At 44.6% G+C, this 16,947-nt stretch carries 11 protein-coding genes; 4 read left to right on the plus strand and 7 right to left on the minus strand.

All coding sequences use genetic code 11. The features are described from left to right. Positions 1-19 precede the first annotated feature (19 nt). The gene (locus J3L18_RS06500) at positions 20-490 is read left to right on the plus strand and encodes an Lrp/AsnC family transcriptional regulator (protein ID WP_022832833.1); all 471 of its coding nucleotides are present in this window, start codon (positions 20-22) and stop codon (positions 488-490) included. Between the two features lie 128 nt (positions 491-618). On the opposite strand, the gene ung is transcribed toward J3L18_RS06500, so the two are convergent. Beyond that, positions 619-1,296 carry a uracil-DNA glycosylase gene (gene ung, locus J3L18_RS06505; RefSeq protein ID WP_129571700.1) on the minus strand — a complete coding sequence of 226 codons (678 nt, stop codon included), beginning with the start codon at positions 1,294-1,296 and terminating at the stop codon, positions 619-621. A 71-nt stretch (positions 1,297-1,367) separates the two neighbouring features. Here ung and J3L18_RS06510 point away from each other — a divergent pair, with 71 nt between their 5' ends. After that, entirely contained in the window at positions 1,368-1,916 is a 549-nt protein-coding gene (locus J3L18_RS06510; protein ID WP_091162705.1) for a hypothetical protein, read from the plus strand. A gap of 60 nt (positions 1,917-1,976) precedes the next feature. Here J3L18_RS06510 and J3L18_RS06515 read toward each other — a convergent pair whose 3' ends face one another. After that, positions 1,977-2,195, minus strand: a complete 219-nt coding sequence (locus J3L18_RS06515; RefSeq protein ID WP_129571701.1) for a hypothetical protein — start codon at positions 2,193-2,195, stop codon at positions 1,977-1,979. A 260-nt stretch (positions 2,196-2,455) separates the two neighbouring features. Then, positions 2,456-4,177, minus strand: a complete 1,722-nt coding sequence (gene lysS / locus J3L18_RS06520; RefSeq protein ID WP_129571702.1) for a lysine--tRNA ligase — start codon at positions 4,175-4,177, stop codon at positions 2,456-2,458. A gap of 213 nt (positions 4,178-4,390) precedes the next feature. Between lysS and J3L18_RS06525 the strand changes: the two genes are divergently transcribed. Then, positions 4,391-5,284 (plus strand): SMP-30/gluconolactonase/LRE family protein, encoded by an 894-nt coding sequence (locus J3L18_RS06525; protein ID WP_129571703.1) that lies wholly within the window; start codon positions 4,391-4,393, stop codon positions 5,282-5,284. 280 nt (positions 5,285-5,564) lie between these two features. Here the strand turns inward: J3L18_RS06525 and J3L18_RS06530 are convergent, their stop codons facing one another. Next, positions 5,565-7,007 (minus strand): DNA/RNA non-specific endonuclease, encoded by a 1,443-nt coding sequence (locus J3L18_RS06530; RefSeq protein ID WP_129571704.1) that lies wholly within the window; start codon positions 7,005-7,007, stop codon positions 5,565-5,567. Positions 7,008-7,445: 438 nt separating this feature from the next. Further along, entirely contained in the window at positions 7,446-10,304 is a 2,859-nt protein-coding gene (locus J3L18_RS06535; protein ID WP_129571705.1) for a M16 family metallopeptidase, read from the minus strand. 447 nt (positions 10,305-10,751) lie between these two features. Between J3L18_RS06535 and J3L18_RS06540 the strand changes: the two genes are divergently transcribed. Beyond that, positions 10,752-12,119, plus strand: a complete 1,368-nt coding sequence (locus J3L18_RS06540; protein WP_223266314.1) for an IS110 family RNA-guided transposase — start codon at positions 10,752-10,754, stop codon at positions 12,117-12,119. A gap of 135 nt (positions 12,120-12,254) precedes the next feature. On the opposite strand, the gene J3L18_RS06545 is transcribed toward J3L18_RS06540, so the two are convergent. Both J3L18_RS06545 and J3L18_RS06550 read right to left on the minus strand, forming a co-directional pair. Further along, positions 12,255-13,700, minus strand: coding sequence for a TolC family protein (locus tag J3L18_RS06545; protein ID WP_311085626.1), 1,446 nt, complete (start codon positions 13,698-13,700; stop codon positions 12,255-12,257). 12 nt (positions 13,701-13,712) lie between these two features. Next, the gene (locus tag J3L18_RS06550) at positions 13,713-16,877 is read right to left on the minus strand and encodes an efflux RND transporter permease subunit (protein WP_129568620.1); all 3,165 of its coding nucleotides are present in this window, start codon (positions 16,875-16,877) and stop codon (positions 13,713-13,715) included. Between the last annotated feature and the right edge of the window lie 70 nt (positions 16,878-16,947).

A 16,947-nucleotide genomic window follows, 5' to 3' on the forward strand; every position in this document is an offset into this window, starting at 1 on the left:
ACTATATTTGCATACAACTATGGCCGCCGAATTAGATAAAATAGACCTACAAATACTCAAGATTTTACAGGAAAACGGAAGGATAACCAACCTCCAGTTGTCTAACGAGATAGGGCTTTCGCCAGCACCTACTCTTGAACGCGTGCGTAAACTTGAGAACGCAGAATACATTAAAAGCTATCATGCGCTGGTAGATGAAGAGAAGTTAGGATTAGGAATCAAAACCTTTATCCAGATCTCCCTTGATTTTCATCAGAAAAACACCATTCAAACTTTTTTGGATGAAATTAAGAATATTAAAGAGGTAACCGAGTGTCATCACGTAACTGGCCAGTGTGATTTTCTGTTAAAGGTATACGTACGCGACATCAAATCATACGAGCAACTCATCATGGAAAAGATCAGCCGTATTACTGTGGTGAAAACTTTCCAAACAATGATGATCATGTCTACCAGTAAAAAAGAGCCTATAGTGCCGCTGGAGTATTAGATAAGAGTCAAGACTATAAGAATCAAGAGTCAAGAAGAAGGATTAAATATCCTTCATTTCTTGACTCTTTTTATTTTTAGCTTCTTTTAATCTTGATTTCTTGACTCTTGACGTCTTGATTCTTTCCCCTAATGTATTTGCCAGTCAATTTCTTTTTTACCTTCTTTTTTCAATATCTCATTAGTTTTTGAAAATGGTTTGCTGCCAAAAAAACCACGATCGGCTGAGAAAGGCGAGGGGTGCGGAGAGCGAATAATAAAATGTTTCTTCTCGTCAATCAAAACCGCTTTTGATTGGGCAAAAGCTCCCCACAGTATAAACACGATACCTTCTTTTTTATCGGAAATGGTTTTGATTACTTCATCGGTAAATTCTTCCCATCCTCTTTTTTGGTGCGAACCTGCATTGCCTGCCCTAACGGTTAGTGTAGCGTTCAGTAACAACACACCTTGTTTAGCCCATTCTTCGAGGTTGCCATGTGCGGGGATTTTAAATCCGGGAATATCGTTTTGCAGCTCTTTGTAAATGTTTATTAATGATCGGGGAATAGCAATGCCCTTTTGTACTGAAAAGGAAAGACCATGGGCCTGGTGAGCGCCATGATAAGGGTCCTGACCTAATATAACCACTTTAACATCCTCAAAAGGTGTATTATTGAAAGCGTTGAAGATTTCGCCGTTTTTAGGATAAACAACTTGCCCTGATTGCTGCTCTTCTTTTAAAAATTGTTTAAGTTTTATCATGTAAGGTTTGTCAAATTCCTGCTGTAAAACCTCAAGCCATGATGGTGGTAATGCAATCGCCATAAATATTTATATAGAAGTTGGTTTAGCGTACAAATAAACAGATATTTGCGCTAATATTAGTATCACAAATTATGTCAAATATTGTTCGGTTAGTTATTGCTTGTGTAGTGATGGGTGCGGCGGTTGCCCTTTGTGCATTCGGTTTTTGGGGATGGGGTATTTTTGTTCTGTTAATGGGCGGTATTATACTGCTTAGCTTCTTCTTTAACGAGAATATGATCATCGCCCAGTATTTTTTGCGTAAGGAAAATTCTGAAAAGTCGGAAGTATGGTTGTTGAAAATTACCGATTACGAAAAACAGCTGCACAAAAACCAGCACGGTTACTACAACTTGCTGATCGGTTTGATCGAATCACGCAAGGCGCCAATGAAATCAGAGAAATATTTTAAGAAAGCTCTGTCGCTGGGTATGAAAATGTCGCACAATATAGCCTTGGCGAAGTTGAGCCTGGCCGGCATTTCAATGGCTAAGCGTAACAAGCGCGAGGCGCAAATGTATTTGTCAGAAGCTTCAAAAGATGACAAGAACAAGTTGCTTACCGAACAGATCAAAATGATGAAAGGCCAATTAGCCCAGATGGATAAGCAAGTAGTAAGAGGTGGATATCGTCAGTTCTAAGAAAAAGAACAGATAGAAAAAGGTATAAAAAATAAAAGGGACGCGAAAACCGCGTCCCTTTTATTTTTCTTCAATGGCGCTGAAATAATCAGGCGTAGCTGAATGGTTTTGATAAGGCTGAACGTAGCTGTCTGTGTATGATGAATATTCAGTTTCTTCAGACGGATTGGCCACTTCAACAAGCTTCAATAAACTCCTGATGAACGACAGGTTAAAATTGCTCCTGTTAAGTTTGATCAGGTATTCGTTTTCGGTGATTTCCAATATTGAGTTGGTCATGATATTTGTATATATGTGTTTATTACAATAATAGCCAACTCTTTTTAAATGAAAGTGTTATTTTTTTTAAGCTTTTGTTAAGAAATTATAACCGCTGATTTGAGAGATTACGCTGATGGCGTTGATTTTCTTATCGGGGCCCTTGATTTTCTTGATTAAAAGATTTTATGATATATCATAAACTAAAATGGCCTGCGCGATGCAGGCCATTATTAAATATCTGGGTAATCCTAAAATCCTACAAATCAAGGTTCAGGTTTTTATTCAAACCAGGCCATTACCACTTCTTTAGTCGGCATGGTAATATCCAGTTTTAGTTTTTTACGCATCCCGCCAAGGTCGTTAAATACCTTGTTCGGGTTGCCTGCCTTTAGTTCTTCAACGGTGTTAAAGCCCATTTTATTCAATACCGGTACCCATTCGGCTGGTACACCGATGTTTATAAAATCATCAGCAGTAACAACTTTGGCTTTTTTCTCCGGACGCATTTGAGGGAAGAATAATACTTCCTGGATGGTGCTTTGATTGGTCATCAGCATCACCAGCCTGTCGATACCGATACCTAAACCAGATGTCGGCGGCATGCCATATTCAAGCGCACGTAAAAAGTCATCATCCATAGCCATAGCCTCATCATCACCGCGACCGGCCAAAATCAACTGTTCTTCCAAACGTTCACGCTGATCGATAGGGTCGTTAAGCTCAGAGTAGGCGTTCGCTATCTCCTTACCATTCACGAACAATTCAAAACGCTCAACCAAACCCTCTTTAGTGCGGTGTTTTTTGGCAAGCGGAGTCATTTCGATAGGGTAGTCGGTAATATAAGTAGGCTGGATCAGGTGATGCTCAACTTTAGCGCTGAAGATCTCATCGATCAGTTTGCCTTTGCCCATGCTTGGGTTTACTTCTATTTTTAATTCTTCGCAAACCTCGCGTAAGCCTGATTCGTCCATTGCAGATACATCGATACCGGTGTATTTCAGGATCGAGTCATACATCGATAATTTTTCGTAAGGGCCTGCAAAGTTAATTTCATTGCTGCCAACCTGTACAACCGGGATGCCGTGAACTGCTCTTGCAACGGTTTCCAAACATTCTTCAACCATGGCCATCATCCATATGTAGTCTTTGTAGGCTACATAGATTTCCATGGCCGTAAACTCAGGGTTGTGGGTACGGTCCATGCCCTCGTTACGGAACATTTTACCAAACTCATAAACACCATCAAAGCCGGCTACAATAAGCCTTTTTAAGTAAAGCTCGTTGGCGATACGTAAAAACAACGGCATATCAAGCGTGTTATGGTGTGTAGCAAACGGACGGGCCGCTGCACCACCATGTACAGGCTGCAGGATTGGGGTTTCAACTTCCATCCAGCCCTGATTATTGAAGTAACCACGCATAGCGCTGATCACTTTTGAGCGGTTGATGAAGATTTGTTTATAATCAGGGTTAACAGTTAAGTCAACATAACGCTGGCGGTAACGCAACTCCGGGTCTGTAAAACCATCATGGATGGTCCCGTCATCCTCACGTTTAACAACCGGCAGCGGTTTCAACGATTTTGAAAGCACAACCAACTCACGTACGTGAACTGAAATTTCACCTGTTTGAGTAGTGAACACGTAGCCCTTCACGCCAACGTAATCGCCGATGTCAAGGAGTTTTTTAAATACGGTGTTATATAATGTTTTGTCCTCATCAGGGCAAATATCATCGCGTTTCAGATAGATCTGCACGCGACCAGTCGAATCCTGTAATTCAGCAAACGACGCGCTGCCCATAATCCTGCGGGTCATGATCCTGCCAGCAATTACAACATCCTGGTAGGCCTCGGGTTTATCCTTAAAATTATCTGCTATATCCTGTGCCCAGGCGTTAACATTAAAAGCTTCGGCAGGGTATGGGTTAATACCCAGTGCACGTAACTGTTGTAAGGATTCGCGGCGAATAATTTCCTGTTCGGATAATGCAATACTCATGTGATGTACGGTATTTTAATAAAGGTGCAAAAATAGGTTTTTTATCTATCATTTTTAATCAAACATTTGTTTGATGTTAAAGAAGTATTCGAGGATACTTAAGCCGTAGCAACTATACAAATCCACTACTTGTATCAAATATTTTACCCCTGCAAAATAATCGGGCTTAAAAACGTGTTACTTTAGCAAAACCATTATAACACTCCCAAAACCATGAAAAAAGTTTCTGCCCTTATTTTATTGATCTCGGCGTTCGCCATTAAAGTGTTTGCGCAAACCGACGCTGGTTTGTATGATCCAAATACTAAACCTCAACTCATAGCCAAACAATTCTCCTTTACCGAGGGGCCGGCTGTCGACAAAAAAGGCAACGTATTTTTCACAGATCAGCCTAATAACAAGATCTGGAAATATGATACCGATGGTAAGCTTTCTGTTTTCCTGGATAGTGCCGGCCGCTCAAACGGGATGTATTTTGATAAGAAAGGAAACCTCATTAGCTGTGCTGATGCTGATGATCAGCTATGGTCAATCAACCCTAAAGGAAAGGTTACCGTTTTGCTGAAAGATTACCAGGGACATAAATTTAACGGCCCTAATGATGTTTGGGTTCGCCCCGATGGAGGAATCTATATAACCGATCCCTACTATCAGCGTGATTACTGGACTCGTAAACAGCCCGATCTTGACGGCCAAAAACTATACTTTCTGGCCAAAGGTAAAGCACCGGCTGTAATGGTTGATGATAAATTTGTTCGCCCTAATGGTATCATCGGCACGCCGGATGGCAAGACCTTGTATGTGGCCGATATTGGTGATAACAAAACCTATCGTTATGATATCAATAAAGATGGTACATTATCTAACCGCACCCTGTTTATAGCCATGGGCTGCGACGGGATGACAATCGACGAGCATGGTAATATTTACATGTGCGGTAAAGGAGTTACCATAGTTAACCCCAAAGGCGAAAAAATAGGCCACATAGATATTGATGAACCATGGACTGCCAACATCTGTTTCGGAGGTAAGAATAAGGACATCTTATTTATGACAGCCTCAAAAGCCGTTTACGTTTTAAAAATGAATGTAAAAGGAGTTGACTGATCTAACCTCCAAACAATACCCATCAAAATGGAAATCAATAAGTGTTCAACTTTTTTAAGGTTGAACACTTATTGTTATTTGTGAGTTGTAATTGCTTGATAATCAATAGTTATTTTTTATTGATTGCACCCGCTTGAATGGTTTTTGGTTGATTATCAATGAGTTGTGTTTTTCTGTTTTTGAAAGTTGAACACCAGTTTTTCAAAAATTGAACACCCAAAAAACCCTAAAGCCAAAAGCCGGGATATCCCGGCTTTTGGCTTTATTACTTATATAAGTTTTACGATCCTGAAGCGCCGGTATCAACCTTAACTTCAAGCGCCGTCCTAACCGAAGCAGGCAGGCTTGATAATAGGGTATAACCCGTTGCTGTTTCAATATCCTTAATGGTAGTGATATATTTGGTCCAGTCAGAATTGATGGTATTGATATTAGGCGTGTTTACTGCAATAACCCTCGTTGAAGCAGTAACCCTTGCCACATCACCATCGCCTTTAGGCAGGATCAGGGCTACTTTCCAAACGTTGCCTGGTACATTTACGTGACCATTATTGATGGTATTGGCAGCACCGTTTGAGCCTGTACCACCTGTACCGTAGCTACCCATAATGATGTAAACCTCGTTACCGGCCGCCACTTGTTCGCGCAGGTAATTTTCAAGATTGGCCCAGGTTTGCTGGTTATTTTGCGGTGCCTGCGGTATCATATTGGTCATCAGGAAGGTTGAGGAATTAGCGTTGGCTGAACTGGTGCGATCGGCCGAGGGACAGTTATGCCCCCTGTCGAACCCGCTGCCCGAATAGCTGTTGCTTTCTACCTGGTACCAACCAGCAGGAATCCCGCTCCAGCCTGCAAAATTATCCAAACGACCAGTCGCGTTGGTGGTATTGGTCGCGTCAAGGTGCCAGCTTACCCAGTTTGGTTCGCCTTTGGTGGCGTTGTATGATTCTACGTAATACTTCTGGTCTATCAGGTAGTTATCCTTAGATGCCAGTGTTGAAAGGGCATTTGAGGGGTTGCCAAAAAGCAGGTTGCTATTATCGCCGCTTGCAGGCGGGGCGTCGGCGCCGGCAGTAACGTCCCTTGGTGTTGCTGAGTTTGATGTGCCGGTAGTATCGCTGCCGCCCGTATCGGGTATGCCAACGGTGATGCCCGGATCGCCGGTACCCTTAAAGGTAATATCGTCAATATTGATGCGGGTTGTGCCAGCTTTTTTGATCTCAAACCTAACTTTACCCGTAACGCTCACTTTAAATGAGTCGGTTACCAGTGTGGTATTGGTTTCAGTAATATCGGTACCTACCTGCGTGTAATTCGCCCCGCCGTCTGTCGACATTAGCAACTGCCAGGTGGATGTGGCATCGCTGCCATATTTACCGTGTTTAATGTATAACGTAGTAAGGCCTTTGATATCAAAATTCATGGCGATATCCCCGGTACGGAGCCTTACAGATTTACTGCCATCTTTAAGGTCGGCAGCGAGGTTGCCTATCAGCGCATCGCTAAAATTCCAGCTTCCGGTGCTTAGGGTTACATCGGCTGCTGCGTAGGCGGTTTTACTGCCCTGTTCAAAACCTTCGGTAATGGAATAAGGAACCGGGGCAGGAGGACTTGCTGTAGTATCGCCGGTTTTTGGTGGAGTAGGCGAGTTTTTAAGGTCTTTGGAACATCCGGCAAAGGTTAAAGCTAAACCCAGACCGATAAGTAAGTTGTTAATTTTCATAGTGTGTTTTTTATGATAGATAAATACAATGCATAGCAAATGCGTTTACGCTGCGTAAATTTTTAAACCGGAAAGATTTAGGGGAACTAAAAGAAACAGGAGTAGGCATTCACATGCTCCTCTTGAGATATTATTGTGGCTTTACAAGGCCGGTGCACTGCTTGCACGCAAATAGTTAAAACTTAAATATTAACACCACCGGCTTTGGCAGTTGCCATAAGCACCATATCAGCCTTTCAAAATTGAACTTTATGCATTCAATTTAGGTTAAATCAATGTTAGTAAATAGGTTTTGAATAGTAACTTTTCAGTTGCAAAGTAGCGGTATAAACAACACCAGCTGGGTTGTAGCTTTATTGTAAAGGATTGATTTTTAAAATAAAAATCCCTTACACCGGTTAAGGTATAAGGGATTTATCCGCCTGTTGTTATGTTAATTTATTGTTTTGGCTTGCCATCGGCATCAAGTTCAACAATCGGGTAGCCCAGTTTTTGCAGGCCCGGATAGATCCTTGCCTTGTCGCCGACAACCAAAATGATCATGTTGTCGGGATTGAGGTATTTTGAAGCAAGGCCATTGATCTCGGCGGGAGTAATGGTTGATAAGATCTTGCTTTGCTCGTCAACAAAAGTAGGTTTAAGGCCGTACTCCTGGATGCGTGATAAAAACGCCGCTTTTTGCGCGTTGGTTTCATAACGGCGGGCATCACTCTGGCCGATAGAAGTTTGGGTGAACTTCAATTCTTCGGGTGTAATTCCTGTTTTTTGGTAGTTGGTGATCTCCTTCATAAACTCAACCACCGAGCTATCGGTAGCCGTAGCCAATACGCCGGCCGCGGCGGTGAAGTCGCCGCCATATCTACCCGAACTGAAAGATGAACGGGCACCATATGTCCAGCCTTTTTTCTCACGCAGGTTAAGATTGATGTGACTGTTGAAAGCGCCCCCTAAAATGTAGTTGGCTATGTTCAGCTTATAATAATCGCCTGTTGCATCATAGTTTAGTTTATCCAGATACCCGATACGGATTTCAGATTGTGCCGCGCCCGGGATATCAACCAGGTATAGCGTGGTTTTATCAAATGTTTTACCTTCAGCAGGTGCCGGGATGTTCACCTTTTTATCCTTCCAGGTATTGAGGAAAGCGAGTGCGCTTTTTGCAGATGCCTCGCTAACATCTCCTACCACAACAATTTTGGTCAGCGATGGCGAAAAGTTTTTATCGTAATAGTCCTGAACATCCTGCAACGTTATACCTGCAACAGTTTCTTCATTACCGCCCGCAGCGTAAGTGCGTACGTTATCGGTACCATAAAGGATTTTGCTGTAAACTGTGCTGGCTACGCCTGCAGGTTGGGTTTTAGCTTGTTTAAAGCCTTCCAAAGTTTGCTTCTTGATCCTGTCGAGCGCGTCCTGGGTGAATTTAGGGTGATATAACCTTTCTTCAAGCAGGGACATTGTCTTGCCCAGGTTTTTGGTGAGCGACGATACCTCAGCATCAATCTGATCTAAACTGGCATAAAAAGTGATACTGCTGCCCAGTTTATCCAGTTCGGAGTTGAAATCTTCGGCAGTGTATTTCTGCGTTTCTTCATTCATCATGCGGCCGACAATACCTGCCAGGCCTGCTTTTGATGGATCATTGATGGCAAACAAGCCACCGCCTTTAATAGAGATCGACATAGATACCGATGGGATCTCGTTATTTTGCGTACCGATGATATTGATGCCATTTGATGTATTGGCCGACCATATAGCCGGAACTTTAATGGCCGGGTTAGGGCCAACGCCCGGTTTTGCAGTGCGATCAAAACTATCTTTAGGCTTATGATAGGTTAAACCATTATAACCATAATCCGGTGCTTTGTAACCTGTGGTATCAACAGTAAAATTATCGGGTGCTACAGGCTGCATATTACCGCCTTTAGGCAATACGCTTAATATTACCGCCGGTTTTCCTTTAATGTACTGGTTGTAAACGCGCATCACATCCTCTTTGGTAACCGCGCGGATAGCAGCAAGTTCGCGGCCAATTTGGTTGGGGTTACCGGTAAAGGTTTGTGCCTGCGCCAGTTCAGATACTTTACCGCTTACGCTCGATAAGCTGTTGATATAATCGGCCTCGGCGGTGGCTTTAAAGCGGGCCAGGTCATCGTCACTTACGCCTTTTTTCTCAAACTCGGCTAAGGATTCATCTACCAGTTTTTTGGCATCAGCCAGCGTTTGACCCGGGAAAGGTACAACCCGCATGCTGATCTCACCGGCCAGTTCGGTATTGGACGAACTCATGGTGGCCTGTGCCGCCTTACGGGTTTTCACAAAGTTTTTGTAAAAGATAGAGTTACGGCCCTGCCCGATGATAGCCGACAAAGCATCAAGAGGCGACATGTCTTTATCATAGATCTTTACGCCGGGATAGCTTACAGACAATAAGGGGAACTTGGCGTAATTATCTGTGTAGGATACATACCTGTCGGCTTTTAACACAGGTGCAGGTAAAGACATATTCTTTACCAGAGGCCCTCTTGGGATCCCGCCGAAATATTTGCTCACCCAGGCCAGCGTTTGTTTGGGGTTAAGATCGCCGCCAATGGTTAGCGTGGCATTATTAGGGCCGTACCATCTCAGGAAAAAGTTTTTAAGATCGTTTACGCCTACTTTATTCAACTCCTCAATATATCCAATGGTAAGCCATGAATAGGGGTGACCATACGGATAAAGTGTTTTTGAAGCATACTGGCCAACTAAACCGTACGGGCGGTTATCATAGTTTTGCCCGCGTTCGTTTTTTACGGTTGCGCGCTGCACCTCAAATTTTTGCTGGGTAACAGCATCGAGCAGGAAGCCCATCCTGTCCGACTCCAGCCAAAGCATTTTTTCCAGCTGATTGGCAGGTACGGTTTCATAATAGTTGGTACGGTCGCGGTTAGTTGATCCGTTTAGGGTACCGCCGGCTTCGGTAATGATCTTAAAATGATCGCCATTGGCTACATGATCAGATCCCTGGAACATCATGTGCTCAAAGAAGTGAGCGAAGCCCGATTTACCGATCTCCTCACGGGCCGAACCTACGTGATAGGTGATATCTACATGAACCAGCGGATCGGAGTGGTCTTCGGCCAAAATAACCGTAAGGCCATTGGGTAATACATATTTTTCATAGGGGATCACCAGCTCGGTTCCCTTACGGGTAACCTTTTCAATAAGCTTTGGTTGCGCGGCGGTTTGGGCAACCGCGTTAAACGCCAGTACAGCAATTGATGGAGTGATCAATGCGTGCTTTAAAAGTTTGATCATTTGTGTTAATTGTTTAAGTATTAGTCAGTCAACCGGTGTTTCGTTTGGTAAACACCGGAACCACTATATTAAGCAATTTATACTACTGGTTAATATTGTTGCGATGTAATTTGATTTGTGTAACGGATTTGTGACGGGTGTGGTACTGATTTTTCTGAAATGTGATGTTATTAAAAAACGTCATTGCGAGTAACCATCAGGGAAGCCCTGAAAAAAAATGAAATGACATGCATTGCGATGAGAAGTAAGATATTTGTCTTGAACATCGGGCAAACTACACACCCCGTATAACCCTTGGGGCCTTTAAGAGCCCGCTTGCGAGTTTGGGACTGTCGCTTTTTGCAAAAAACATTATAGGGAACCACCAGTTCTGACCAACTGGTGGTTTACCGCGCTTTTAAGCTTAGACTTTTTAAAGCGGCAGAGTTTGCCCTGTTTTTTAAAAATATGGGCAAAGCTAAACAAAACAAAAAGAAGAAGGGGGCAGGAACTCCTGCAGGTTCAAAAAAGATGGAACGATTTGGGATTCTTTACCCCAGATCAGCCGGGATCGATGTAGGGAGTATGCTCATGGTCGTATCTTACACTGATTCCAGGGATCAGATCCACCTGAAACAGTTTGACAGTTTTACCTCCAGTCTTAATAAACTGGCCGACTTGCTACAGGGGGAAAAGGTGGAGATCGTAACGATGGAATCAACCGCCAACTATTGGATGCCCCTGCATAGTATCCTTGAGTCCCGGGGCATAAAGGTGGTGATGATCAACCCAAGCCATTATCGGAATGTATCGGCACGAAAAACGGATATTAATGATGCACAGTGGTTGCATAAGCTGCTTACCCATGGTCTTTTACGCGAATCACATATTGCTCCGGCCTGTTACCAGGACCTGCGGCAATATATCCATGAAAGGCAGATCTGCCAGGACCAAAAAAGCGATACACTCAACCGTATCCAAAACACCCTGACCAAAATGAATATCAAGTTCCAGCACCTGATCAGCGATATTGAAGGTGTATGCGGCATGAAGCTTTTGCGGATGATCTGCTCAGGGATCTCAGATCCGGAAAAACTGCTTTGTAGTATCGATCATAAACGGCTGAAAGCAAGTCAGCAGGAATTGCTCCATTCTCTTGAGGGAGACTACCGGGACAGCCAGATCAATACACTTAGGGGCAGCCTAAAGGCATACGACTTTTTTAAAGAGCAGATGCTTTATTACGAACAGCACATCGAACAAACGCTTAAACTATTGGCACCGGAGATAAAAAGCTCAAAGAAACAAGGCATGGTCCGCAAGAATCAATATCATATCAACTTAAAAGATTACCTGGTAGCAATTTTGGGCGTGGACCTGACAGCAGTGGAAGGCTTGGATGAGATCGGCTTGCTAACGATACTGGCAGTAACAGGGCCTGAGATGAGCAAATGGCCTACCGCAGGCCATTTTACAAGTTGGTTAAACCTGTCACCCCGTCCTAAAATAACAGGAGGCAAGCTCGTAGGCTATGAAAAACGGATCACCCACAACCCGGCTACGCAGGCTTTCAGGTTGGCGGCAAACTGCCTGTGGCAAAGCAAGGGGCCGTTAGGGCAGCAATACCGAAAATTAGCTGCAACTAAGGGAAAGGCAAAAGCTATTAAAGCAGTGGCCAGGAAAATAGCCGTGATATTTTATAATATGGTACTTAAACAGGAAGCCTACGATGTCACTAAAGTCCAGCAAGATGTAGAGGTTCAAAAGGCAAGAAAGATCAGCCGTCTGCAAAAAGAAGCGCAAAAACTTGGTCTTACACTCCAAAAAGCAGCTTGATTATGAATCTCTTACAGACACGTCATTATAAGGTACGAAGCAATCCCAAACTATACAGATCGGCTCTGTAGATCGGGGATTGCTTCGTCGTGCCTTCTCGCAATGACGATTCTTTTTTAGATAATTGAAATGCGCTTATCTCCAGCCGCCGCCCACAGCCTGGTATAAATTAACCGAGCTTAAGAAAATATCCCGCTTAATACCGGCCAGTTCAAGCTCGGCATCAAGTACGCTGCGTTGCGCGGTGATAATTTCAAGGTAATTGGCCCGGCCAACAAGGTATAAATCGTTAGCTACAGACAAGGCATTGTTTAGCGATTGCAGCTCCTGTTGTTTAAATTCAAAAGCGCGGTTAAAATTCTCTATCCCGCTCAAATTATTCTTCACTTCCTGGAAACCTGAAAGGATACTTTTTTGATAGTTGTAAACCGCTATTTTCTGCTCGGCTATAGTCCGCTCATATTCTGCCTTGATAGCTTTGCGGTTGAAAATGGGGGCGGTGATACCCCCTAAAATACCATAGGTAAATGAAGCCGGATCAAACAAGAGGTTTGCCCTGAAACTGTTATAGCCAACATAGGGAGTTAAAGTTAAAGTAGGGAAAAAGTTTGCCCTTGCAGCTTTGATATCCGCGTTCATGGCGGTAAGCTCCAGCTCCGCGCTTCGGATATCCGGGCGGTTCAGTAACATTTGCGATGGAACTCCTGTACCAACAACCACTGGTAGTTTCGTTTTCATGATAGAGGTGTCCCGTGTTACCGTGCCCGAATAACTTCCCGTTAAAAAACGAAGCTGGTTTTCAGTCTCGGTAATTTGCTGCCGGGTAGTGTATTCTAATCCCTTGGTGCGGGCTAACTGGGCCTCAAATTGTTGAACAGCCAACTCTGTAGCGCGGCCACCAAGTTTTTGAATTTTAACGATCTCCAGCGCATGCTCCTGCAGCCTGATATTTTTTTTGATGATGCCTAATTCGGTATCGTAAGCCAGTAACTGATAATAAAGCCCGGCAATTTGGGCTGTAAGTGCGGTTGTTACCAGGTGGTATCCGCTTTGACTGGCCAGGAAACGGGCAAAGGCGGCCTTTTTCTGGTTATTCAGCTTGCCCCAAAGGTCAACCTCCCATGAGCTTTGAAAGCCCAGGAAATAGTTAGGTACAGGATTGGGGATATGCTGATCGCTATTGATGTTGTTTGAAAAATTGGTGTCGTAATTACCTACGCCGTTTTGGGTATAATCACCATATTTTTCAACCCCAGCATTGGCGGCGAGGTTTATGGTAGGTAAAAGCTTTGATGCGTTGAACCGTAGATTGGCCCGCGCGGCTTCAACCCTTTGCAGGGCGCTTAACAAATCGGGGTTTGCTTTAAGGGCTGTGTCAATGAGGTTAACGAGCCTCTGATCGGCAAAAAACTGGCCTATTGGTAAGGCTGCAATGGTTGCCGTATCAGTACTGTTATTGAATGACGACGGCAGATTAGCAGCCGCTTCCTGCCCCGTGACCGGTTTATAGCTTTTACAGCCGGCCATGATCACCATCAAAAGTGCTGTATTGAGTATATAGAAAATTGCTTTTTTTAGCATTGCAGATCTTGATTAATTATTAACGATATCGAGCTCATGGTGAGCTGCTTCTGTGGCTGGTTTTTGCTTTTTATTGCGTTCGGCCAAACCCGCGAAGATGACATATAAACCCGGAATAAGGGTCAATCCGAAAATAGTTCCCATCAGCATACCTCCGGCAGCAGCGGTACCTATCGACCGGTTACCCATTGCACCGGCGCCACTTGCTACGCAAAGCGGTATCAAACCGGCAATGAATGCCAGCGATGTCATAAGGATTGGCCGTAAACGGGATACTGCACCTTCAATAGCGGCTTTTAGCACGCTCAATCCTTCTTTTTGCCGCTGGATAGCGAACTCAACTATCAGGATGGCATTTTTACCTAACAAGCCGATAAGCATTACCAGTGCTACCTGGGCATAAATGTTGTTTTCGAGCCCGGTGATCTTCAGGAAGAAGAACGCGCCGAAAATACCTGTAGGCAGTGAAAGGATAACCGGAAGCGGAAGCAAAAAGCTTTCATACTGGGCAGCCAGCAACAGGTAAACGAATATCAAACAGATCACAAAAATGTAAATAGCCTGGTTACCGGATAGGATCTGCTCACGCGTCATACCCGACCATTCAAAAGCATAGCCTTTCGGCAGTTTTTCGGCAGCGATACGTTCAATGGCTTTGATGGCGTCGCCACTGCTGAAACCTTTATCAGCGTCACCCGTAACCATGGCCGATGTATACATATTATAGCGGGTGAGCTGTTCGGGGCCGAAAACCTTCTCCATTTTAATGAATGTGGAGAACGGTACCATTTCGCCTTTATCGTTCTTAACCTGCAGGTTTAAAACATCTTCGGGGCGCGAACGGTACTCGGGCGCGGCCTGTACCATCACCTTATACATCTGCCCGAACCGGATGAAATTGGAAGCATAAAAACTCCCCATCAATGTTTGCAGGGTCGACATCGCTTTATCAATCGTAATGCCCTTTTGAGCCGCTGTTTGCTGATCGACAGAGATCATATACTGCGGAAAGTTAGGATCAAAGCTGGTAAATGCCCCGGCAATTTCCGGTGAGGCGTTAAGCGCATTTACAAAGTTTTTGGTTACATCGGCGGCTTTTTGCAGATCACCCTGGCCGCTTTTATCAAGTACCCGTATCTCGAAACCGCTGGCGTTACCAAAGCCCGGTACGGTAGGCGGGGGGAAGAACTGAATGGATGCATCGCCGATATTCTTCGTTTTAGCGGTTAGTTCGGCAATAATATCATCCAATGATTCACTGCGCTCATCCCATGGTTTAAGGTTGATCATGGCCATACCGTAGGAGGCACCGGCAATCTCATTCACCAAACTGTAACCCGAAAGGGTTGAAACCGATTCGATAGATTTCATCGATTTGGTTTTGGCTTCGATCTCTTTCAGCACCTGTTCGGTACGCTCAACTGTAGCACCTGCCGGGGTGGTTACGTTCACGTAAAGCATACCCTGGTCTTCAGTTGGGATAAAGCCCGTTGGCAAAATAGCGCTTGTACCCCAGGTAAGGATAAAGAAGCCCGCCAGCAATATCAAAGTAATACCCTTGCGCGGCGACAGATAGGTCATGAAGGTTGAATACCTGTTCTGCAACCCATCATACCGTTTATTGAAACCGCCAAAAAAGCGCTGCATCAAACTTTTCTTTTTTGAAGCAGGGCTATGTTTCAGCATGATAGCACAAAGGGCAGGGGTGAGCGTCAACGCATTGACGCCCGATATCACAATGGAAATAGCCAGCGTAAGCGAAAACTGCCGGTAAAATACCCCAACAGGCCCCGACATAAAGGCCACCGGCACAAACACCGCCGACATTACCAGCGTAATAGCCACAATAGCACCGCTGATCTCGCGCATGGCGCTTACAGTGGCATCCATGGCGTTCATGTGGTTTTCGGTCATCTTTACGTGTACGGCTTCAACTACAACAATCGCGTTATCCACCACAATACCGATGGCTAATACCAATGCGAACAGCGTGAGCAGGTTGATGGAGAACCCCAGCATCTGCATAAAAAACAGTGAACCAATGAGGGCTACAGGTACAGCCAGGGCGGGAATTAACGTGGACCGGAAATCCTGCAGGAAAATGAATACTACAATGAAAACCAGGATAAAAGCCTCAACCAGCGTACGTAATACTTCATGTATTGATGCATCCAAAAAGCGCGATACATCATAGTTTACGTTAAAGGTCATCCCGGCCGGAAATGAGCTTTCCTTAAGCTCGGCCATGCGGGTTTTAATGTTGTTGATCACCTCGCGGGCATTAGAACCGGGGCGTTGTTTTATCATGATTGATGCCGAAGGCTTGCCATCAGTATTGGAAACCATACTGTAGGTTAGGGAACCGAATTCAACATCAGCAATTTCTTTCAATCTTAATACCGAACCGTCGTCTTCGGCGCGGATCACAATATTTTCGTATTGCTTGGGCTCAAAGAATTTACCCGGGTAGCGCAATACATATTGTAGCATTTGCGGGGTTTTATCTGAGCTTTGGCCGGTTTTGCCCGGCGCGGCCTCCACGTTCTGGGCACGGATGGCATCTATCACCTCATCGGTTGATACCTTGTAGGCCATCATCCTGTCGGGCTTAAGCCATACCCGCATGGAATATTCCTTGGCGCCCATGATCTCGGCACGGCCTACACCATCAATTCGTTTAAGTTCCTGTAAAACGTTGATATCGGTGAAGTTATAAATAAACTTTTCGTCCATGCTGGTGTCCTGGCTCATGATGTTCAGGTACATCAGCATACTGTTTACTTCTTTTTCTGTGGTAACGCCGGCTTTAATCACTTCTTCCGGCATTTCGTCAATAATGGTGGCTACGCGGTTTTGAACGTTAACCGCGGCCTGGTCGGGGTCAACCCCAACGTTAAAGTAGATCTGGATCACCGTTAAGCCATCGTTACTGCAAACTGTCGACATGTAGGTCATCCCCGGCACACCGTTAATGGCACGCTCCAACGGGGTAGCCACGGCCTTGGCACATACCTCGGCATTGGCACCTGTATAGTTGGCCGTTACAGTTACCGATGGCGGCACAATATCCGGGAACTGGGTAACTGGAAGCGTTATCAACGCCAGCACACCCAGCATGGTAATTATCAATGAGATAACAAGCGACAGCACTGGCCGCTTTATGAAAGTTTCGAACATAGTTTGTTAGGGTAAGTGTACAATAAACCCGCGCCGCGCGTTTTACGCGGCCGGAAAAAGGAAACATCAG

This window comes from Mucilaginibacter gossypii (genome assembly GCF_017569325.2).
In the GTDB taxonomy this organism is placed as follows: Bacteria; Bacteroidota; Bacteroidia; order Sphingobacteriales; family Sphingobacteriaceae; genus Mucilaginibacter; species Mucilaginibacter gossypii.